Source organism: Streptomyces bikiniensis, assembly GCF_000716625.1.
GTDB lineage: Bacteria > Actinomycetota > Actinomycetes > Streptomycetales > Streptomycetaceae > Streptomyces > Streptomyces bikiniensis.
The window spans coordinates 16155-36119 of sequence record NZ_JNXJ01000052.1 but is presented as its reverse complement, the minus strand read 5'-3'; the positions used below and the strand labels follow the sequence as shown (position 1 = coordinate 36119).

At 71.8% G+C, this 19965-nt stretch carries 16 protein-coding genes, 1 tRNA gene and 1 riboswitch; of the genes, 2 read left to right on the top strand and 15 right to left on the bottom strand.

Going from position 1 to position 19965, the window contains the following annotated elements:
- Window positions 1-8: 8 nt before the first annotated feature.
- The 4 genes from OO47_RS29295 to OO47_RS29280 all read right to left on the bottom strand — a co-directional run bounded on the left by OO47_RS29295 (window position 9) and on the right by OO47_RS29280 (window position 3375).
- A complete protein-coding gene (locus OO47_RS29295; RefSeq protein ID WP_033210697.1) occupies window positions 9-338 on the bottom strand; it encodes a hypothetical protein in 330 nt (109 codons plus the stop codon).
- 113 nt (window positions 339-451) lie between these two features.
- Window positions 452-1354: a Bax inhibitor-1/YccA family protein gene (locus tag OO47_RS29290; protein WP_030215948.1), complete on the bottom strand. Its 903-nt coding sequence runs from the start codon at window positions 1352-1354 to the stop codon at window positions 452-454.
- 183 nt (window positions 1355-1537) lie between these two features.
- Window positions 1538-2932 carry a DUF2079 domain-containing protein gene (locus tag OO47_RS29285; RefSeq protein WP_033210695.1) on the bottom strand — a complete coding sequence of 465 codons (1395 nt, stop codon included), beginning with the start codon at window positions 2930-2932 and terminating at the stop codon, window positions 1538-1540.
- A 358-nt stretch (window positions 2933-3290) separates the two neighbouring features.
- Window positions 3291-3375 (bottom strand) — tRNA-Leu (locus OO47_RS29280).
- Window positions 3376-3763: 388 nt separating this feature from the next.
- Between OO47_RS29280 and OO47_RS29275 the strand changes: the two genes are divergently transcribed.
- The gene (locus OO47_RS29275; RefSeq protein ID WP_030215959.1) at window positions 3764-4534 is read left to right on the top strand and encodes an ABC transporter ATP-binding protein; all 771 of its coding nucleotides are present in this window, start codon (window positions 3764-3766) and stop codon (window positions 4532-4534) included.
- 80 nt (window positions 4535-4614) lie between these two features.
- On the top strand, window positions 4615-7146 hold the full coding sequence (locus OO47_RS29270) for an ABC transporter permease (protein ID WP_030215971.1): 2532 nt from the start codon (window positions 4615-4617) through the stop codon (window positions 7144-7146).
- 75 nt (window positions 7147-7221) lie between these two features.
- On the opposite strand, the gene OO47_RS29265 is transcribed toward OO47_RS29270, so the two are convergent.
- The 11 genes from OO47_RS29265 to OO47_RS29215 all read right to left on the bottom strand — a co-directional run bounded on the left by OO47_RS29265 (window position 7222) and on the right by OO47_RS29215 (window position 19919).
- Complete coding sequence (locus OO47_RS29265; RefSeq protein WP_030215973.1) at window positions 7222-8529, bottom strand: SAM-dependent methyltransferase; 1308 nt, start codon at window positions 8527-8529, stop codon at window positions 7222-7224.
- A 208-nt stretch (window positions 8530-8737) separates the two neighbouring features.
- Window positions 8738-10117 (bottom strand): NAD(P)/FAD-dependent oxidoreductase, encoded by a 1380-nt coding sequence (locus OO47_RS29260; RefSeq protein ID WP_078490025.1) that lies wholly within the window; start codon window positions 10115-10117, stop codon window positions 8738-8740.
- 413 nt (window positions 10118-10530) lie between these two features.
- Window positions 10531-11445, bottom strand: a complete 915-nt coding sequence (locus OO47_RS29255; protein ID WP_030215991.1) for a Ppx/GppA phosphatase family protein — start codon at window positions 11443-11445, stop codon at window positions 10531-10533.
- A complete protein-coding gene (locus tag OO47_RS29250; protein ID WP_030215994.1) occupies window positions 11442-12068 on the bottom strand; it encodes a DUF501 domain-containing protein in 627 nt (208 codons plus the stop codon). The genes OO47_RS29255 and OO47_RS29250 overlap by 4 nt, the downstream gene beginning before the upstream one ends.
- A 38-nt stretch (window positions 12069-12106) precedes the next feature.
- Window positions 12107-12577 carry an FtsB family cell division protein gene (locus OO47_RS29245; RefSeq protein WP_030215997.1) on the bottom strand — a complete coding sequence of 157 codons (471 nt, stop codon included), beginning with the start codon at window positions 12575-12577 and terminating at the stop codon, window positions 12107-12109.
- Window positions 12578-12677: 100 nt separating this feature from the next.
- Window positions 12678-13964, bottom strand: a complete 1287-nt coding sequence (eno, locus tag OO47_RS29240; protein WP_030216000.1) for a phosphopyruvate hydratase — start codon at window positions 13962-13964, stop codon at window positions 12678-12680.
- A gap of 324 nt (window positions 13965-14288) precedes the next feature.
- On the bottom strand, window positions 14289-15014 hold the full coding sequence (locus OO47_RS29235) for a LysM peptidoglycan-binding domain-containing protein (RefSeq protein ID WP_030216002.1): 726 nt from the start codon (window positions 15012-15014) through the stop codon (window positions 14289-14291).
- Window positions 15015-15017: 3 nt separating this feature from the next.
- Window positions 15018-15191, bottom strand: a riboswitch (cyclic di-AMP (ydaO/yuaA leader).
- Between the two features lie 258 nt (window positions 15192-15449).
- Entirely contained in the window at window positions 15450-16511 is a 1062-nt protein-coding gene (locus OO47_RS35640) for a transglycosylase family protein (RefSeq protein WP_324606532.1), read from the bottom strand.
- 175 nt (window positions 16512-16686) lie between these two features.
- Entirely contained in the window at window positions 16687-18108 is a 1422-nt protein-coding gene (locus OO47_RS29225) for a cytochrome P450 family protein (protein WP_051716128.1), read from the bottom strand.
- Between the two features lie 109 nt (window positions 18109-18217).
- Window positions 18218-19177 (bottom strand): nucleoside triphosphate pyrophosphohydrolase, encoded by a 960-nt coding sequence (locus OO47_RS29220; RefSeq protein ID WP_030216011.1) that lies wholly within the window; start codon window positions 19175-19177, stop codon window positions 18218-18220.
- Window positions 19178-19232: 55 nt separating this feature from the next.
- The gene (locus OO47_RS29215) at window positions 19233-19919 is read right to left on the bottom strand and encodes a SurA N-terminal domain-containing protein (RefSeq protein ID WP_051716129.1); all 687 of its coding nucleotides are present in this window, start codon (window positions 19917-19919) and stop codon (window positions 19233-19235) included.
- Between the last annotated feature and the right edge of the window lie 46 nt (window positions 19920-19965).

The following is a 19965-nucleotide window of genomic DNA, read 5'->3' as shown; positions in this document are numbered from 1 at the left end:
GACAGGCCCTACAGCCCCGAGCGCTCCGCCGCCTCCCGTACGAGCCCCACGGCCTCGTCCAGCTCCCCCTCGCGGGAGCCGGCCGGGGCCGTTCGCAGTGCCTCGGCCAGGTCGCTCCCGGCCACCACCAGCTGGTCGGCCACCGTGAAGATCCCGGCGTCCGGCATGGTCCTCGGCTCACGGCCGGGCTCCTCGACGCGCTGCGCGCGCACCGCGAGCTCCCGGGCGAGGGCCAGTCCCTCGGCCGCCGCGCCCCGCTGGAGGCGGCTCTGCGGGGCGGCCCGCAGCCGGTCGGCGAACCGCTCCACGGCGGCGGTCAGGTCACTCGTATCAAGCACCCCGCGACCCTACGCGCCGCCCCGGGCCGCCCGCCAACGGGCCGGGGAACGCGGAAGGGCCCGCCCGGCGCGGTGCCGGACGGGCCCTTCCCCCCGAGTCAGGGGGTCGTGCGTCAGTCGTCGCCCTGGAGGATCGACAGCAGACGCAGCATCTCCAGGTAGATCCACACCAGGGTCATGGTGAGGCCGAAGGCGGCCAGCCAGGCCTCCTCGCGCGGCGCGCCGTAGGTCACGCCGTCCTCGACCTGCTTGAAGTCGAGGGCGAGGAAGCAGGCGCCCAGGATGATGCCGATGACGCCGAACAGGATGCCGAGGCCGCCGCTGCGGAAGCCGAGGCCGTCACCGCCGGCGAAGACGGCGAACAGCAGGTTGGTCACCATGAGGAGCATGAAGCCCATCGCGGCGGCCATCACGAAGCCGTAGAAGCGCCGGTTGACCCGGATCCAGCCCATCTTGTAGGCGATGAGCACGCCGGCGAAGACCGCCATGGTGCCCAGGACCGCCTGGATGACGACGCCGTCGGCGATGTACGTCGAGACGGCGGCCGAGATCACTCCGAGGAAGACGCCCTCGAAGGCGGCGTAGGACAGGATCAGCGCGGGCGACGGCTTGCGCTTGAAGGACTGCACGAGCGACAGGACCAGGGCGACCAGGGCGGCGCCGATGGCGATGCCGTAGGACTTGCCCAGGTTGGCCGGGTCGACCGGCAGCAGCAGCCAGGACAGGACGGCGGTGAGCACGACTGTGCCGAGCGTCATGGCCGTGCGGCTCACGACGTCGTCGATCGTCATCACGTTGCCGCGGGCCTGCTGCGGGGCGCCGAGCTGCGTGTCCTGCGGGGCGTACGGGTTGGTCGCGTACGGGTTCGTCGCGTCACCGGCGTACGGGTTGCCGGTGGCGTACGGGTTGGTTCCGACGGCGGGGCCCCCGGCCTGCGGCTGCTGCGCGTTGAAGCCCGCGTAGCCGTTGTCGCGGCTGAACCCCCGTCGCGAGAAGACCGGGTTGCTGCTCCTCATCTCACTCCTCCATGGCGGACCGCACGGCGCGGCCCTGCGTCAAGGGTAATGCGTAGGCAAAAGAAACTCCCTAGTGCTCGGGGAGGATCTTTCCCTCATCTTCCCGCTCTTCCTCTCCGGAGGCGCGGGGTGTACGCACCTCCCGCCGGAACCGGTCGGGCGGCCGGCCCGGTGCCCCGGTCCTCAGGGCCGTCCCGCGGGGCCTCCGGCCCGCTCCAGGAGGGTGATCCCGTTCCGGCGCTCGACGATCCGGTAGCCGGGGACGTGCGGGGCGGACGATTCCAGGGACTTTCCGGTGGCGCATTCCAGGTCGGACGGATCGGCGTTGTCGTAGACCATCCACCGGGGCGGTTCCTTCGGCGCGAAGGAACGGGGGAAGAGACACACTTCGCTGACGGTGGTCCGGTACGCGAGCTGGGCGGCCAGGCGATTGGACGCGGCCACCGTGGCGCCGTCGGGGATCTTCCCGAGGATTTCCTCGGTCACGCGGACGTGCTCGGACGCGACCCACGTCCTCGGCAGTACGAGTTCGTGGAACGGGGCGGAGAAGAAGGTGACGCACGTGGCCACCGCCCCGATCGCTCCGGCGTGCAGGAGCCTACGGGTGATCATCCGCCCCGAGGCGACCGCGTGGACGGCGGCGGCGAAGGCGACCGGCATCAGGACCGCGCTGTAGTGGAAGTCCATTCCCCAGTAGTTGGGGAAATCGGAGGTGAAGCGCCAGCCGAGGGTGGGGAGCATGACGATCAGCAGCGGGGAGCGGACCGCCAGGAATCCGGTGGGGGCGAGGAGCATGAGGACCGTGAGCCATTTGACCGGTGGCCAGAACGTGGCCGCGGCCTTCACGAGAAGGCTCTTCTCCTCGGGTTCCGCGGGCGGCCAGTAGGCGAACTCGCCGAGCGGGTTGACGGACGGCAGGACGACGAACATCGCGAGGAGCGTCGCCACCGCGCCGAAGAGGGCCAGCGCGGTCCCCGTGCGCCGGGGCCCCTTCCACGCCACGTACGCGCCGATCGCCGCCACCGTGAGTCCGAGGTCCTCCTTGACCAGGACCAGGGGGACCGCCCAGAGGACGGCCGCGCGCCACCTCTCGCGTCCCGCGGCGCACACGGAGAACGCGAGCAGCGGCACCGCGAAGGCCACTTCGTGGAAGTCGAACTGGACGAGTTCCGCGATGCCCCACGAGGCCCCGTAGGAGATTCCGATCCAATAGGCGAATTTCGGGCCCCTGGTTTCGAGGGCCCACAGCGTGATCGGAACGACGGAGACCGCGACCAGGGCCGCCTGGCAGACCAGGAGCGTATAGCTCGAAGGAAAGACCTTGTACAGGGGTCCGAGAACGGCGAGGATCGGGTGGAAATGGTCCCCGAGCGCGTTGTATCCGGTCCCCTTGAGGGGTGCGTACGGAGCAGTGAACTCCGAGTAGGACTTCGCTATCTGAGTGAAGATCCCCAGGTCGTATCCGGTCGTGAGGTGTATCGCGTGACGCCGTGCGGATAGGGCCAGATAAACCAGGAAGAAAATCCCGGAAAGGAGGAGGGCGGGCTTCCTCGAATACCGCTCCGCCGGTTTCGGCACATTCCTTCCGGGTGCCGTGCCACCCCCTTCCGGTGCGCGCCGCTGAGAGGGCACTGCCGAAAGGTTCAGGATATTCATGTCGACATAAGAACCTAACAGGAGGCGGAGGGGCCCTTAGGGTAACAGGGGCGGTCGACGCCCCTCGGGGTCGCTGCGGGCGCCCGGACGGACGGGCCGGTGAGCGGGAGGAACGGAGCGATCCGCTCCGTACCTGCGGAGCGTCCGGGGTGCGCACGGGCACGTCCGGGGGGGTGTCCGAGGTGCGCGTGGAGTGCGCCCCGGTCTCCCCGGGGCCCGGCGGGGCCGGCGGGGCCGGCGGAGAACGGACTCCCCCGCCGGTCGGCGGCACTGACATCGGTGGTGCCCGGAACCGGACTCGAACCGGTACGGCCCGAAGGCCAGCGAGGTTTAAGCTCGCCGTGTCTGCATTCCACCATCCGGGCGTCGCGAAGCTCCGCGTTGGCACATGAGCCTATCGGGGCGCTTCCCCCGTTCAGCGGAAGATCGCCTCTGATGTTGTCTTATTTTATTGAGGCCTGAGGGTGCGTCAGTCCAGGTAGGGGCCTTTTCGGCGAACTGTGACCGGGGTCGCAGGCGCAAACCCGCACCCCGTGGAATGACGAAAAGTCGTCGCATTTGTGTCACCTCCGCGCGGAGGCCCCCGGGCGGCGGCTCTCGGGGGTCCGGTCATACCTCAGGAGGAGGGACGGGGTCCCCGGTCCGACTCCAGACTGCCCCGGGAACGGGCACGTGGGCGGACGCTCCGGGGCGGAACGCTCGACACGATGGAGGGGTTCCCGAAACAGCCCAGCAGTGACAGGAGTCCTCCTCGTGACCACCTCCCCCACCGTGTCCCGCGCCACCGCGGTGGCCGCCCGCGCCACGGATCTGACGAAGGTCTACGGACACGGCGAGACCCAGGTGGTCGCGCTCGACCACGTCACCGTGGACTTCCGGCAGGGCGAGTTCACCGCCATCATGGGCCCCTCCGGCTCCGGCAAGTCGACGCTCATGCACTGCGTCGCCGGCCTCGACTCCTTCTCCTCCGGCTCGGTGCGGATCGGCGAGACCGAGCTGTCCACCCTGAAGGACAAGCACCTCACCCAGCTGCGCCGGGACAAGATCGGCTTCATCTTCCAGGCGTTCAACCTGCTGCCGACGCTGACGGCCATGGAGAACATCACGCTGCCGATGGACATCGCGGGCCGCAAGGCCGACAAGCAGTGGGTCCAGCAGGTCATCGACATGCTCGGCCTCTCCGGCCGGCTCACCCACCGCCCCACCGAGCTCTCCGGCGGTCAGCAGCAGCGCGTGGCCGTGGCCCGCGCGCTCGCCTCCCGCCCCGAGATCATCTTCGGCGACGAGCCCACCGGAAACCTGGACTCCCGCTCGGGCGCCGAGGTCCTCGGCTTCCTGCGCAACTCGGTCCGGGAGCTGGGCCAGACCGTCGTCATGGTCACCCACGACCCCGTCGCCGCCTCCTACGCGGACCGCGTGATCTTCCTCGCGGACGGCCGGATCGTCGACGAGATGCTGCACCCGACGGCGGACGGCGTGCTCGACCGCATGAAGGCCTTCGACGCCAAGGGCCGTACGAGCTGACGCCGCCAGGCCCGGCCTCGTAGCGCGGCGCCCCGCGCCCCCGACCTCCGTCCGCCCCACCCCTCCGTTCAGGACACCCCATGTTCCGTACCGCCCTGCGCAACGTGCTCGCGCACAAGGCGAGACTGCTGATGACCGTCCTCGCCGTGATGCTCGGCGTGGCCTTCGTCTCCGGCACCCTCGTCTTCACCGACACCCTCTCCCAGGCCTTCCGCAACCAGTCGGCGAAGAGCTACGACGACGTCGCCGTCGCCGTCGAGATGCACCCGAACCCCGAGGACGCCCGGCAGGCGCCCGGCCTCTCCCAGAAGGACGTCGACGAGGTCGCCGGGCTCGACGGGGTCGCCTCCGTCGCCCCGCGCGTCGGCGGCTTCGCGGGCGTGCCCGACAAGAACGGCAAGCTGATCGGCGTCGGCTGGTCCAACAAGGGCACCAACTTCGCCCCCGGCAAGGACGGCAAGGACCGCGCGTACGACTTCGCCTCGGGCGGCGGGCCGGTCCGCGCCGACCAGATCGCGCTCGACCGGGCGTCCGCCGACAAGGGCGGCTACAAGGTCGGCGACACCGTCCGCGTGGCCACCAACGGCCCGGTGAAGGAGTACGTCCTCTCCGGTGTCTTCACCACCGAGGACGGCGCCGTCAACGCCGGCGGCAGCCTCGTCCTCTTCGAGACCTCCGTGGCCCAGAAGCTGTACCTGAAGCCCGGGTACTTCCAGGAGCTGACCGTCACGGCCGCCTCCGGCGCGCAGCCGGACAAGCTGCTCGACGAGGTCCTGAAGGTGGTCCCGAAGCAGGCCACCGCCCAGACCGGGCAGGCCCTCGCCGACCGGCAGGCCGAGGACATCGAGGCCGGGCTCGGCGCGCTCAACCAGGTGCTCCTGGGCTTCGCGGGCATCGCGCTCTTCGTCGGCGTCTTCCTCATCGCCAACACCTTCACGATGCTGGTCGCCCAGCGCACCAAGGAACTGGCCCTGATGCGCGCGGTCGGCGCCTCGCGCAGGCAGATCACCCGCTCCGTCCTCGCCGAGGCCGGTCTGGTCGGCCTGGTCGCCTCGACCGTCGGCCTCGTCCTGGGCGTCGGCCTGGCGGTCGCGCTCCGGTCGGCCATGAACGCCTTCGACCTGAAGATCCCGGCCGGCGGCCTGGTCGTCGGCCCCGCGCCCGTCGTCTCCGCGTTCGCCGTCGGCGTCCTGATCACCATGCTCGCCGCCTGGCTGCCCGGCCGCCGCGCCGCGAAGATCCCGCCGGTCGCCGCCATGAACAGCGTGCACGCCACCGCGAGCACCAAGTCGCTCGTCCTGCGGAACTCCGTCGGTGCCGCGTTCACCGCGCTCGGCGTCGTCCTGATCGTGCTCGGCGCGGGCCAGGGCGGCGACGAGGGCCGCATGCTCATCGCGGGCGGCGCGTTCCTCACCCTCATCGGCGTGATCGTGCTCATCCCGATGCTGTCGCGGCCCGTGATCGCCCTGATCCGCCCGTTCTTCGTCGGCCTGTTCGGCATCTCCGGCAAGCTCGCCGGACTGAACGCGGTCCGCAACCCGCGCCGCACCGGCGCCACCGCCTCCGCGCTCGCCATCGGCCTGACCCTGGTCACCGGCCTCTCGGTGATCGGCGCGACCGTCGGCACGGCCATCGACAAGATGACCGTCGACCAGATCAAGGCCGACTACATGGTCACCATGGCCAGCGGCGACAGCCTGAGCGAGGAGGCCATCGCCGCCCTGGCGAAGGCCCCCGGCGTCACGGCCGTCTCCCCGCAGCAGGCCGGCGCCCTGGAGATCGAGGGCTCGTACGTCTCGGCCTCCGGCGTCACCCCCGGCGACATCGAGAAGGTCCTCAACCTCCACGTCGTGAACGGCTCGCTGGCCTCGCTCGGACAGGGGCAGATCGCGATCGCCGACAGGACCGCCGAGAAGCGCGGCCTGAAGGTCGGCGACACGGTCCCGGTCGAGTACCTGGACAAGGCCAAGGGCAAGCTGACCGTCGGCGCGATCTACGAGGAGAGCGAGTTCGTCTCCCCCGTCATGATCGACCGCAAGCTGATCAACGCCCACGAGCAGCAGCCCTACACGCGGGAGGTCTACGTCGCGATGGAAGGCGGCGCCTCCGCCGCCAACGCCGAGGCGCTGTCGAAGGCCATGGGCGACAACCCGGGCATCACGGTGATGAACCACAAGGACATCCGCGACGCCTTCGGCGGCCCGATCAACATGCTCCTGAACATCGTGTACGGCCTGCTCGGCATGGCCCTGATCATCGCCGTCCTCGGGGTCGTCAACACCCTCGCGATGTCCGTCTTCGAGCGCCAGCAGGAGATCGGCATGCTCCGCGCGATCGGCCTCGACCGGCGCCGGGTGAAGCGGATGGTCCGTCTGGAGGCCGTGGTCATCTCGGTGTTCGGCGCGGTCGTCGGCATCGGCCTGGGCGCGTTCCTCGGCTGGGCGATCGGCGAGACGTTCAAGAGCAGCCTGCCGGGCTACGCCCTGGTCCTGCCCTGGGAGCGGATCGGCGTCTTCCTGGTCCTGGCCGGTCTGGTCGGCGTCCTCGCCTCGCTGTGGCCGGCCCGCAGCGCGGCCCGCCTGAACATGCTCGCCGCCATCAAGACCGAGTAACGCCTCACCGCGCCACCGGCGAAGGGCCGGCCTCCCCCTCCGGGAGGCCGGCCCTTTCCCGTACGCGCGCCGCGGTCAGGCCTTCTCGTCCCAGACCCGCGTCCGCAGCGGCAGTCCGCTCGTCCCCGACGCCGGGGTCCTCACGGCGAGGAACTGGTTCACGCCGATCCGGTTGCGTTCGAAGGAGACGGCGGAGGCGGCCATGTAGAGCCGCCACACGCGGGCCCGGCCCGGCGAGACGAGCCGGACGGCCCGGTCCCACTCCGCCTCCAGGTTGGCCACCCAGCGGCGCAGGGTCAGGGCGTAGTGCTCGCGGAGGGCCTGCACGTCCCGGACCTCGAAGCCGGCGTCCTCCAGGGTCGTCAGGGTGCGGCCCATGGGGGCGAGTTCGCCGTCGGGGAAGACGTACGCGTCGATGAAGGGGTCGATCGCGTAGGCGGCCTCGTCGGGCTCGGGGCGCCGGGAGATCTGGTGGTTGAGGAGCCGCCCGCCGGGCCGGAGGAGCCCGTACAGGGTGTCGGCGTACTCCCGGTACTTCACGGCGCCGACGTGCTCGGCCATGCCGATGGAGGAGATCGCGTCGTACGGGCCGTCGGCGACGTCCCGGTAGTCCTGGACGCGGATCTCGATCCGGTCCGCCAGGCCCTCCTCGGCGATCCGCTTGCGGGCGTGAGCGGCCTGTTCGCGGGAGAGGGTGACGCCGACGACCCGGGCGCCGTACTCCCGGGCGGCGTGCAGGGCCATGGAGCCCCAGCCGCAGCCCACGTCGAGGAGCCGGTCGCCCTCCTTCAGGGCCAGCTTGCGGGCGACCAGGTCGAGCTTGGCGCGCTGGGCCTCCTCCAGGGTGCCGCCGGTGCCGCCGGCCGGCCAGTAGGCGCACGAGTAGACCATCGAGGGCCCGAGGACCAGGGCGTAGAAGTCGTTGCCCACGTCGTAGTGGTGGCTGATCGCCTGCCGGTCGCGGCGTCTGGTGTGCCGGCCGCCGCTGCGGCCGCGGACCTCCTCGGCCGGCGGCGCGGGCGGCGGCAGCGGCCCGGCGAGCCGGAGCAGGGAGCGGGCGGCGGCGCGCAGCCGGGGGTCGCGGGCGGCGGCGAGCAGGCCCGGGGAGTCGCCGTCGCGCTCCCAGAGGAGTCCGGAGAGCCGGTCCAGGACCTCGTACAGGTCCCCCTCGACGTCGAGTTCGCCGGCCACCCAGGCGCGGACCAGGCCCAGTTCGCCGGGCTTCCAGATCATCCGGCGCAGGGCGCGGCGGTCGCGGAGGATCAGGACGGGGGCGCCGGCGGGGCCGGCCTCGCTGCCGTCCCAGGCCCGCAGCCGGACCGGGAGCGGTCCTCCGAGGAGTTCTTCCGCGAGAGTCGCCAGCCGCGGCGCGGCGTCGGCCATGGTCCCCACCTCCGTGATCAGTGCCCCAGAAATGTCCGTCACCAAGGGAACACCGTCGGTGGTCACCGGCACTCCCGGCCCGGTGCAACGAGTCGGCAAAACGCGCGAAGGGCCGTCCGCACCACGGATGGCGGACGGCCCTTGCGGGGGTACTGCGGGCACTGCGAGTTGCTGCGGTCCTGCTCCTGCGACTCTTACGGTCGGAGCCTCAGGAGGCCTTGGCCTTCTCCTGCGCCGGGGCGGCCGGGGCGGGGGCGGGCTTGGCGGCCTCGTAGAACTCCTCGCGCGGCGACTCGATGGCGCCGAGCGAGACGACCTCGCGCTTGAGGAACATCGCCAGGGTCCAGTCGGCGAAGACGCGGATCTTGCGGTTCCAGGTCGGCATCGCCATGCCGTGGTAGCCGCGGTGCATGTACCAGGCGAGACGGCCCTTGAGCTTGATCTTCACCTTGCCCATGACGATCATGGCGACGCCCTTGTGCAGACCGAGTCCGGCCACCGCGCCCTTGTTGGCGTGGCTGTACTCCTTCTGCGGGAAGCCGCGCATGCCGGCCACCACGTTGTCGCCGAGGACCTTGGCCTGGCGCAGGGCGTGCTGGGCGTTCGGCGGGCACCAGGCGTTCGGGTTGCCCGCGCGGCGGCCGACCATGTCGGGGACCTGGGCGTTGTCGCCCGCGGCCCACGCGTAGTCGAGGCCGTTGATCTGGAGCTTCTCGTTGCAGTCCACGTGGCCGCGGGGGCCGAGCGGCAGACCGAAGCGGGAGAGCGCCGGGTTCGGCTTGACGCCGGCGGTCCACACGATCGTGCTGGAGTCGACCTCCAGGCCGTTCTTCAGCACGACGTGGCCGTCGACGCAGGAGTCCATGGAGGTTTCGAGGTAGATCTCGATCCCGCGGCTCTCCAGGTGCTCCTTGCCGTACTGGCCGAGCTTGGGGCCGACCTCGGGAAGGATCTTGTCGGCCGCGTCGACCAGGACGAAGCGCATGTCCTCGCGCGACACGTTCTGGTAGTACTTCGCGGCGTCCCGGGCCAGGTCCTCGACCTCGCCGATGGTCTCCGCGCCGGCGAAGCCGCCGCCCACGAAGACGAAGGTCAGCGCCTTGCGGCGGACCTCCTCGTCGGTGGTCGAGTCGGCCTTGTCCAGCTGTTCGAGGACGTGGTTGCGCAGGCCGATGGCCTCCTCGATGCCCTTCATGCCGATGCCCTGCTCGGCGAGGCCGGGGATCGGGAAGGTGCGGGAGACGGCGCCCATCGCGATGACCAGGTAGTCGAAGGGCAGCTCGTACGCCTCGCCGACGAGCGGGGCGATCGTGGCGACCTTGCGGTCCTGGTCGATGGTGGTGACCCGGCCGGTGAGCACCTCGGCTCCGCGGACGACGCGTCGCAGCGGGACGACGACGTGGCGCGGCGAGATGCTGCCGGCGGCGGCTTCGGGGAGGAAGGGCTGGTAGGTCATGTACGACCGCGGGTCGACGACCGTGACGGTCGCCTCCGCGTAGCGCATCTTCTTGAGGATGCGCCGAGCTGCGTACAGGCCTACGTACCCGCCGCCTACTACGAGGATCCTGGGACGCTCCGTGGTGCTCATGCCATCGAGTATCCACCCCGTCCGGGGGGTGGGATCGTGCGCCCCTTCACAAGGTTCCCGGACACCTCTGCTACACTCCGCCGCCCACGTGATCCACGTCATGTTCCTGCAAAGGAACCGGGGTGCAGTGGCGAACGTTGTTCACCCCCCGTGAACTGGACCGGAGAGCCTTCCTTAACCCTGAACCGGAGGCCCCGTTCACGCGATGGAAACACCGGGCGGATCGGCCTCCGCGCCTGCGAAAGGGCCCTGAGGCGCCCCTCGGAGGGCCCAACGGCCCCCTTCGGACTCCCTCAGGGCCCTTTTCCTTGTGAAGAACTTCACGAACTTTCCCGGCGGAGGCCCGCGGGAAGGCTCGATAGCACCCCTCTATGCGACGCATAGAGCCTTCCCATCGAGGTCCGCGGGGCGGACTACGCGACGGAGAGGGCGATTCCGTCGAGGATGTCGTGCTCGCTGACGACCACCTCGCGGGCCCCGACGCGCTCGACGATCTCCCGCAGGACGAGCGCCCCGGCGACGATCACGTCGACCCGCCCGGGGTGGATCACGGGGATCGCGGCCCGCTCGTCGTGGGTGGAGGCGAGGAGCCGGTCGGTCACCTCGGCGACCTGCTCGGCGGAGATCCGGGAGTGGTGGACCTTCTCGGAGTCGTACGCGGGGAGGCCGAGGGCGATGGCGGCGACGGTGGTGACGGAGCCGGCCAGGCCGACGAGGACGTCGGCCGTGTCGATCGGCACGGCTTCGGCGGCCAGGTCGAGCGCGGCCCGGACGTCGGCGCGGATCGCCTCGGCCTCCTCGGCGGTCGGCGGGTCGTGGCGGACGTGCCGCTCGGTGAGCCGGACGCAGCCGATGTCGACCGAGCGGGCGGCCCGGACGTGGTCGGTGCCGGTGACGAACTCGGTGGAGCCGCCGCCGATGTCCACGACCAGGTACGTCTCGGTGCCGGGCAGCTCGCCGGTGGCGCCGGCGAAGGAGAACGCGGCCTCCTGGTCGCCGGTGATGACCTCGGGCTCGACGCCGAGGATCTCCACGACCCCGTTCACGAAGTCCTCGCGGTTCTCGGCGTCGCGGGAGGCGGAGGTGGCGACGAAGCGGACGCGCTCGGCGCCCAGCTCCTCGATCACGGCGGCGTACGCGCGGCAGGCGGCGAAGGTGCGCTCCAGTGCCTCGGGGGCGAGCCGGCCGGTCCGGTCGACGCCCTGCCCGAGCCGGACGATCGTCATCCGCCGGTCCAGCTCGACCAGCTCGCCCGTCTCCGGGTGCACGTCGGCGACGAGCAGGCGGATGGAGTTCGTACCGCAGTCGATTCCGGCGACCCGGGTCACTTGCCCTCCCCCTCACCGGAAGCGTCGGCGGCGTCGTCGACCGGCTTGAAGGCGAAGTGGCCGTCCCGGTCGCCCTCGACCGTCCAGCCGTCCTCCTCCTCCGGCGCCGCGCACGGGGTGACGCAGGGGCCCTTGGCCCACCACTCCGGCAGCATCGCCAGCGCCTCGTCGCCGAACGGGTTCACGCCCGGGCCCGCGACCAGCGAGTGGCCGACGAGGACGTGCAGGCACTTGACCCGGTCCGGCATGCCGCCGGCGCTCGGGAAGCCCTCCAGGACCTCGATGGCGTCGCGGCGGGCGAGGTAGTCCTCGTGCGCGGCCCGGTAGGCGTCGGCCAGCTCCGGGTCGGTGGCGAGCCGGGCCTGCATCTCCTTCATGACCCCGTTGGCCTCCAGGGTGCCGATGGCCGAGGCCGCCCGGGGGCAGGTCAGGTAGTACGTGGTGGGGAACGGGGTGCCGTCGGGGAGCCGGGGCGCGGTCTCGACGACGTCCGGCTGCCCGCAGGGGCAGCGGTGCGCGATGGCGCGCAGGCCGCGGGGCGGCCGGCCGAGCTGGAGCTCGAAGGCGGCGACGTCCGCCTCGGTGGGCTCGGTGCGTTCGGTCTGCGGAGGGGGCGTTTGCATGTCTGCCTTGGTTGCCTAGGTCGTCGGTCGTACGGGGGTCAGCGGCGGTCGGCGTTGTCCACGCCGTCCCAGAGGTTGTCGTACCAGGGGCGGTCCGCCGCCCCCTGGTCGGCGCGGGGCCGCTGCTCCGCGCCGGGGTCGTTCACGGTGAAGCCGGTCTCGCCGGGGAGCACGTAGTGCAGGTGCTCGCGGGCGAGGCGGCGGACGTAGGCCGGGTCCTGGAGGCGGGCCTTCTCGTCCCTCAGCTCCTGCACCCGCCGGGCGGCCTCGGCGGCCCGGCGCTCCTGCTCGGCGATCTCGCCCTGCTGGGAGACGTAGCTGCGCATGGGGTAGGCGAGGGCCACGACCAGGGAGCAGACGACGAGGGCGAGGAAGGCCGCGCGGCCGGTGAGCCGGGAGCGGCGGGCCTGGCGGCGGGTCTGGGAGCGGTAGACACGGGCGGCGGTCTGCTCGCCGAGCAGCCTGAGCCGGGTCGCGGTCGAGAACCGGTCCCGGTCCTTCACGGCCATGTCGTGTCGCCTCCCCTGTTCACGCGGACGTCCCCGCACACGGTACGGGACCGAGTACGGGGACGTACGGAAGCCGCCCTGCGGAAGGGCGCAGCGGGTGTCAGCCCTTGAACCGCGGGAAGGCGCTGCGGCCGGCGTACACCGCGGCGTCGTCGAGGATCTCCTCGATGCGCAGCAGCTGGTTGTACTTGGCGACGCGCTCGGAGCGGGCCGGGGCGCCGGTCTTGATCTGGCCGCAGTTGGTGGCGACGGCCAGGTCGGCGATGGTGACGTCCTCGGTCTCGCCGGAGCGGTGGGACATCATGCACTTGAAGCCGTTGCGCTGGGCCAGCTCGACGGCGTCGAGGGTCTCGGTCAGCGAGCCGATCTGGTTGACCTTGACGAGCAGGGCGTTCGCGGACTTCTCCTCGATGCCCCGGGCCAGGCGCTCCGGGTTGGTGACGAACAGGTCGTCGCCGACGAGCTGGACCTTGTCGCCGAGCTTCTCGGTGATGACGTTCCAGCCGGCCCAGTCGTCCTCGAACAGCGGGTCCTCGATGGAGACCAGCGGGTACGCGGCGACGAGCTCCTCGTAGTACTCGGTCATCTCGGCGGCCGAGCGGGCCTTGCCCTCGAACTCGTACGTGCCGTCCTTGTAGAACTCGGAGGCGGCGACGTCGAGCGCGAGCGCGATGTCCTTGCCGGGCACGTAGCCGGCCTGCTTGATCGCTTCGAGGATGAGGTCGAGCGCCTCGCGGTTGGAGCCGAGGTTCGGGGCGAAGCCGCCCTCGTCGCCGAGACCGGTGGAGAGGCCCTTGGCCTTCAGGACGGACTTGAGGGTGTGGTAGACCTCGGTGCCCCAGCGGAGGGCCTCGGAGAAGGACTCCGCGCCGATCGGGGCGATCATGAACTCCTGGATGTCCACGTTGGAGTCGGCGTGCGACCCGCCGTTCAGGATGTTCATCATCGGAACGGGCAGCAGGTGCGCGTTCGGGCCGCCCAGGTAGCGGAAGAGCGGGAGGTCGCTGGCCTCGGAGGCGGCGTGCGCGACGGCGAGGGAGACGCCGAGGATGGCGTTGGCGCCGAGCGAGGACTTGTCCGGGGTGGCGTCCAGGTCGAACATGGCCTGGTCGATCAGGCGCTGCTCGGTGGCGTCGTAGCCGACGAGCTCCGGGCCGATCTGCTCGATGACGGCGAGGACGGCCTTCTCGACGCCCTTGCCCTGGTAGCGGTTGGGGTCACCGTCGCGGAGCTCAAGGGCCTCGAACGCACCGGTGGAGGCGCCGGACGGAACGGCAGCACGGCCGGTGCTGCCGTCGTCGAGGCCGACCTCGACCTCGACCGTGGGGTTGCCTCGGGAGTCCAGGATTTCCCGGGCTACGACGACGTCGATGGACGGCACGAGCATCTCCTTCTGGGATGTGACGCGGGATGTGACGCAAGGTCGGTGCAGGGTCGCTTGGCCTTGCGGCAAGAGCCTAACCGCCCCGGAGGCTCCGACCGGCCGGGCGCCCGCCCCCTGGGACGAAAAAGGACCCAAGGGCACGCATAGGGGGGCGAAGGGCCCCGGATCTACTGGACGGTAGTCATCAGGTGGGCCTCGGGAGGCCCCGGTGAAAGGCGGAACCCCGGTCCGGCGCGCACGGGGGACGGGCGCGCCGGGCCGGGGTGGGTCACCGCGGGAGGGTCTTCGGGGGCGCGTGAGCCGCCGGACTCACGCGACCCGCCGGGCTCACTTCAGGTGGAGCTGCTGGCCCGGGTAGATCAGGTCGGCGTTCTCGACGACGTCCTCGTTGAGCTCGAAGAGCTGGGCCCAGCCGCCCTTGACGCCCTGCGCCTGGGCGATCTTGCTGAGGGTGTCGCCGGCCACGACCTCGTACTCGCCGTCACCCTTCTTGACCGTCTTGCCGGTCGGGGTGGTGACGGTCTTCTGGGTGCCCTTCGGAGCGGCCTGGCGCTCCTGCTTCGGGGCCTGGCGCTGCTCGCTGCGGGTGGTCGGCTGCTCGGCCGTGCGCTGCTTCTTCTGCTCCGGCTGCCGCTTCGGCTGCTCCTGCTGCGCGCTCTCGGCGGCGCCGCCGTCGTAGGAGGCGCCGGAGAGGCCCACGCCGCAGCTCGGCCAGGCGCCCTTGCCCTGGCCCGCGAGGACCTTCTCGGCGACGGCGATCTGCTGCGACTTGGAGGCCTGGTCGGCGGTGGAGGCGTAGGCGGTGCCGCCGTACGCGGCCCAGGTGGAGGCCGAGAACTGGAGGCCGCCGTAGTAGCCGTTGCCGGTGTTGATCGACCAGTTGCCGCCGGACTCGCACTGGGCGACGCGGTCCCACTCGGAGGCCGTGGCGGCCGAGGCGGTGCCCGCGGTCATCAGCGGGGCGGCGACGGCGACACCGGTGACGCCGACGAGCGCGGCGAGCTGGGTGGCCCTGGAGGGACGGCGGTGTTTGCCCTTGACGGAAAACAGCATGGGAATTCTCCTCACCGACGCCTGCGAGGTGAGCTGTCGGGTTCGGGCCGAAGAGTTGCCCGGCCGCGTGTCCTAGCACGCGGCTTCACCCCAAGCCGGTCGTCGGCCGTCTGTCTCGACGGCCGGGCCCGGCGCTTACCTTGGGTCCCCCGCTCCTGCCTCCGGCGCTTGCGCGACGACTGTTCCCATCGGCCGACGGCAGGATTCGGCGTTTCGGTCGACGGGGCCCGCGGTGGCGAGCGGTGACGACCGTAGACACAGAACCCTCCGAAGTTCAAAGAGGCTCATATGACGAATTTCGCCTCTTCTTGCCCTTCGGAGGGGACTGTTTGCGCAGGTGAGAGACGACGGAAGCGGAGTTTGCGGGCGCGACACGCCAGTTGGGACAAAGAGACCCATGTCTCACTCGTCCGGAACCGGACATACGCCCACGAACTACCCGGCCGTCGAGACCGAACCCGGCGTCAGATCAAGGTTCTGACCAGGGAGGATGAGGTCCGGATCGATGCCCACGGTCCGTTTGTTGGCGTCGTAGAGGGCGGACCAGCCTCCGGGGAGTTCGTTCGCCTGGGCGATACCCGAAAGGCTGTCACCCGGTCGCACGACGTATTCACCCGAAGAGCCCTGACTGTCCGTTACGTCCGAATCATTCGCTTCGTCGGCGACGGGGGTCGATTCGGTTTCTTCGGGCGACTCACCCTTACCTGAGGCATGTCGGCCGGATTCGGCGGAAGTGTCCGGGTTGCCGGTTTCTTCCGGAGCGGCCTCGCCCCGGTGCTTGCCCGTGCCGGGCGCGACCGACGCTCCCTCACCTCCCGGAATACCGGGCGTAACAGGCGTACCGGGCGTAACGGACTCACTGGGGGTGACGGGGACCGTCGGGTCGGCCGGAAGCGTCGGGTCCGCCGGGTTCGTCGCCCCGGTCGATCCGGTCGATCCGGACGGCGGGGTCGGCGCGGACGGCGTCGCGGGGGCGGTCGGCGCGGTCGGGTCCGCCGGGACGGCGGGAGCCGACGGCGAGGACGGTGCGGACGGCGTTGCGGGCGCGGCGGGGGCGGACGGCGTCGCGGAGGACTCCGGCGCCCCGGTGGACGGCGTGGCCGCGGGGGCGCCCGACGCGCCGGAGTTCCAGCCCGACTCGGGGACGGGCGTCACGGAGGTCGTCGGGGCCGTGGCCGGACCCGGGTCCACCCCGGTGGGCTTCCCGTCGTTCGTCAGGCCGGCGATCGGCGCGCAGGTCGCCCAGGCGTCGCTGCCCTTGGCGAGGGCCTTCTCGGCCACCGCGATCTGCTGGGCGCGGCTGGCCAAGTCGGGGCTGGGCGCGTACGCCAGGCCGCCGTGACGCTCCCAGTCCGCCTGGGTGAACTGGAGGCCTCCGTACATCCCGTTCCCGGAGTTGGCGCTCCACTGACCGCCCGACTCGCACTCGGCGACGCGGTCCCAGGTGGCGGCGTCGGCGGCGGACGCGGATCCGGTGGCGAGCAGGGGCAGCGCCATGGCGGATCCGGTCACGCCCGCGGCGACGACGATGGCGGGGGCCTGACGGGGGCGACGGTGTCGTCCGTTCCCGGAGCGCATAGGTACGCCTTTCGCGTGACGGCTGAGACTGCCGGGAAACGTAGCGGCATTCGAACGCTCGTCACAAGTCGATGGCCACTCGATCACATGAAGATCACATTTCTGACGGACCGTCACCGTGCGAGAGGGGTACGGACGGGGAGAACTCCACCGGAAGCGTGCGCAAACCGCGCATGATGAGCCCTCCGCGCCACCGCAGTTCGGCCGGGTCGGCGGCGAGCCGGAGGTCCGGCAGACGGGTCAGCAGGGTGGCGAGCGCGGTCTGCCCTTCGAGGCGGGCGAGGGGCGCGCCGAGGCAGTAGTGGATGCCGTGGCCGTACCCGAGGTGCTGGTTGTCCCGCCGGGCGAGGTCGAGCACGTCGGGCCCGTCGAACCGCTCCGGGTCCCGGTCGGCGGCGGCCAGCACCACGAGCACCGGGTCGCCCGCCGGGATCTCCTGCCCGCCGATGGTCAGCGCCCGCGTCGCGTACCGCCAGGTCGCCATCTCCACGGGCCCGTCGTACCGCAGCAGCTCCTCGATCCCGGTCTCCAGGAGGCCGGTCCCGCCGGCGGCGAGGGAGTCCTGGAGGAGTTCTCTTTGTCCGGGATTGCGGAGAAGTGCGTAAAGGCCGTTCCCGATCAGGTTCACGGTCGTCTCGAACCCCGCGAACAGGAGGATGAAGGCCATGGCGGCGGCCTCGTTCTCGGTGAGGTGCTCGCCGTGGTCGGAGGCCTTGATGAGCCCCGAGATCAGGTCGTCGCCCGGCTCTTCGCGCTTGCGGTGGATCAGCTCCGCGAGATAGCCGCGCATCTTCTTCACCGACCGGGCGACGCCGCCGCGCGGCCCGCCGCCGTGGCGGATCATCATCCCGGCCCAGTCCCGGAAGTCGTCCTGGTCCTCCTCGGGCACGCCGAGCAGGTCGCAGATGGCGTAGATGGGGAGCGGGAAGGCGAACTCGTGGATGAGGTCCGCGCTCCCCTTCTCCACGAACGCGTCGATGAGCCGGTCGGTCAACTCCTGGACGCGCGGGGCGAACCCGGCGACCCGGCGCGGGGTGAACGCCTTCGACACGAGCCGCCGCAGCCGGGTGTGGTCGGGCGGGTCGATGTTGAGCAGGTGGGTCATCAGCTCGGCCTTGCGCTCGCCCGGAATGCCCGTCTTGCCCTTGGCGTGCGGGGACTCGTCGTGGTGCGCCGGGTTCTTGGACAGCCGCTGGTCCGCGAGGGCCTGCCGGGCGTCCGCGTACCGGGTCACGAGCCAGGCCTCGACCCCGCTGGGCAGCGTCGTCCGGTGCACGGGCGCGTGCTCCCGCAGCCAGGCGTAGGCGGGGTACGGGTCGGTGGCGAACTCCCAGGTGAAGAGCTCGGGCGCGGAGCCCCTGCCGGGGGCGGGGGTCGCGTCGGGGGCCGGGGCCGTTCCGGAAGCCGGGGCCGTTCCGGAAGCCGGGGCCGTTCCGGAGGCTGGGTCCGTTCCGGAGGCCGGGCCGGAGGTCGGTGCGGGGTGCGGCTCGGGGTCCGGGGCGGTGCTGTCACTCACCCCCCGACCGTACAGCGCGCCCCCGCGCGCCCCGGCGGCCCGTGCGGGACGGCCCGGGCGCCCCCGCCGGGCCCGGCCCTCCTCTTCGTATGTGTACGGCGCTACCGCCTCACAGCCCCTCCGCCGCCCGGATCGCGTCCCGGTACGTCCGGGCCGCGGCCCGCAGCGCCGTCTCCGGGTCGACGCCCGCCGCCTCCGCGCGGGCCGCGAGGGCGAGCAGCTCGTAGCCGACGCCCCCGTCCGCCGGGAGGTCCACGTCGAGGCCGGCCGCGCGCGCCCGGCCCGCCAGCTTCGCGGCGAGCGCGAGGCCGGGCTGCCCGAGCGGTACGCCGTCGGTGACGGACTCCCGCCGCTTCTCGACGGCCTTGGTCCGCTGCCAGTGCGCGTGGACGTCCTCGGGGGTCTCGGCGGTGGCGTCCCCGAAGACGTGCGGGTGGCGGTGGATCAGCTTCTCGACCAGGGTCCCGGCCACGTCGTCCACCGAGAACGGCTCCTCGGGGTCCTCCTCGGCGATCCGGGCGTGGAAGACGACCTGGAGCAGGACGTCGCCCAGCTCCTCCCGGAGCGCGGTGCGGTCCTCGTCCTCGATCGCCTCGACCAGCTCGTACGCCTCCTCGATGGCGTACTTCACCAGCCCCTCGTGGGTCTGCGCGGAGGTCCAGGGGCACTCGCGCCGGACCCGGTCCATGACCTGGACGAGGTCGAGGAGGCGGGCGCCGGGCAGGTCGTACGAGCCCGGCAGCAGTTCGAGCTCCGGCATGGCGACCCGGCCGGAGCCGGCGAGCCGGGCGAGGCCGTCGGTGAGGCGCCGGTCGCCCTCGCCGGAGGCGAGCAGCAGGACCGTGCGGCCCCCGGCGCAGGCCTCGACCAGCTCCTCGGCGGTGGGCGGGGCGTGCTCGACGGCGACGCCCGCCTCCCGCAGGTACGGCAGCTGGGGGTGGTGCTCGTCGGGGCAGAGCACCCGGTCCGCGGAGTGCAGCGCCTGCCACGCGGGCCAGGACAGGAGTCCGGGGGCCACGCGGTGGCTGGCGGTGAGCAGGACGACGCGGCCGGGGCTTTCGGAAGTCACCCCTCGAACCTACCCGGGCCCGCCCGGCGGCAGGCACCGCCCCCGGGAGCCGGCCTCAGGCACCCGCCCCGGCGGCGTTCGGGTCCTGGCTGATCCGGCGCAGCCACGGCGGGGTCGCGGTGGCCAGCTGGATCTGGGCGTCGTCCCAGGCGCCGTAGCGCGGGTTCACGTCGATGCCGAGGTCCTTGGAGGCGGCGGTGAAGACGCCCGTCAGCTTCTTCTGGCCCTCGGGGCTGTCGTCGGCGCCCACCTTGGCGGCGATCTTGTTGAGGAGGACGTTGCGGCGGACGACGCCGTCGATCTGGCCGGGGGCGACGCCCTGCTCCTGGAGGAGGGCGGCGGCGAGCCGGTCCTCGCCGCCGCTCTGGCGGACGAAGGCGGTGCGGGTCGCCTGGAGCTCGGCGCGGCTGGCGGTGACGCCGTTGTCGCGGGCGACCTTCTCGACGATCCGGTCGAAGATCATGCTGTTGAGCTTGCGGCGGCCGAGGTCGCCGGTGGCCGCGACGAGCTGCGCGGACTCCGGGGAGGCCGCCTGCGCGTCCCGGACGTCCTTCACCTGCGCCTGGAGGCCGGCGACGTCGATGCGCTCGCCGCCGACGACGGCCGCGGCTCCCGGGTGTGCGTCGCTGCCGCAGGCGGTGAGCAGCGGGGCCGCGACGAGGAGTGCGGCGGAGACGGCGAGCGCGGTGCGGCGGGGCGTGCGGGGCTTACGGGGCGTGCGGGGCTGCGTGCGGCGGTGCAAAGGAGCCTCCCGGGCTGGTCGTGCGTCAGTTGGACGACCTTGCGGT

Coding starts and splice junctions, on each gene's coding strand:
- OO47_RS29260 (WP_078490025.1), bottom strand. CDS start 10,117: ATGAGCACCACGGAGCGTCCCAGGATCCTCGTAGTAGGCGGCGGGTAC.
- OO47_RS29250 (WP_030215994.1), bottom strand. CDS start 12,068: ATGCAAACGCCCCCTCCGCAGACCGAACGCACCGAGCCCACCGAGGCG.
- OO47_RS29270 (WP_030215971.1), top strand. CDS start 4,615: ATGTTCCGTACCGCCCTGCGCAACGTGCTCGCGCACAAGGCGAGACTG.
- OO47_RS29290 (WP_030215948.1), bottom strand. CDS start 1,354: ATGAGGAGCAGCAACCCGGTCTTCTCGCGACGGGGGTTCAGCCGCGAC.
- OO47_RS35640 (WP_324606532.1), bottom strand. CDS start 16,511: ATGGCGCTGCCCCTGCTCGCCACCGGATCCGCGTCCGCCGCCGACGCC.
- OO47_RS29265 (WP_030215973.1), bottom strand. CDS start 8,529: ATGGCCGACGCCGCGCCGCGGCTGGCGACTCTCGCGGAAGAACTCCTC.
- eno (WP_030216000.1), bottom strand. CDS start 13,964: ATGCTCGTGCCGTCCATCGACGTCGTCGTAGCCCGGGAAATCCTGGAC.
- OO47_RS29235 (WP_030216002.1), bottom strand. CDS start 15,014: ATGCTGTTTTCCGTCAAGGGCAAACACCGCCGTCCCTCCAGGGCCACC.
- OO47_RS29245 (WP_030215997.1), bottom strand. CDS start 12,577: ATGGCCGTGAAGGACCGGGACCGGTTCTCGACCGCGACCCGGCTCAGG.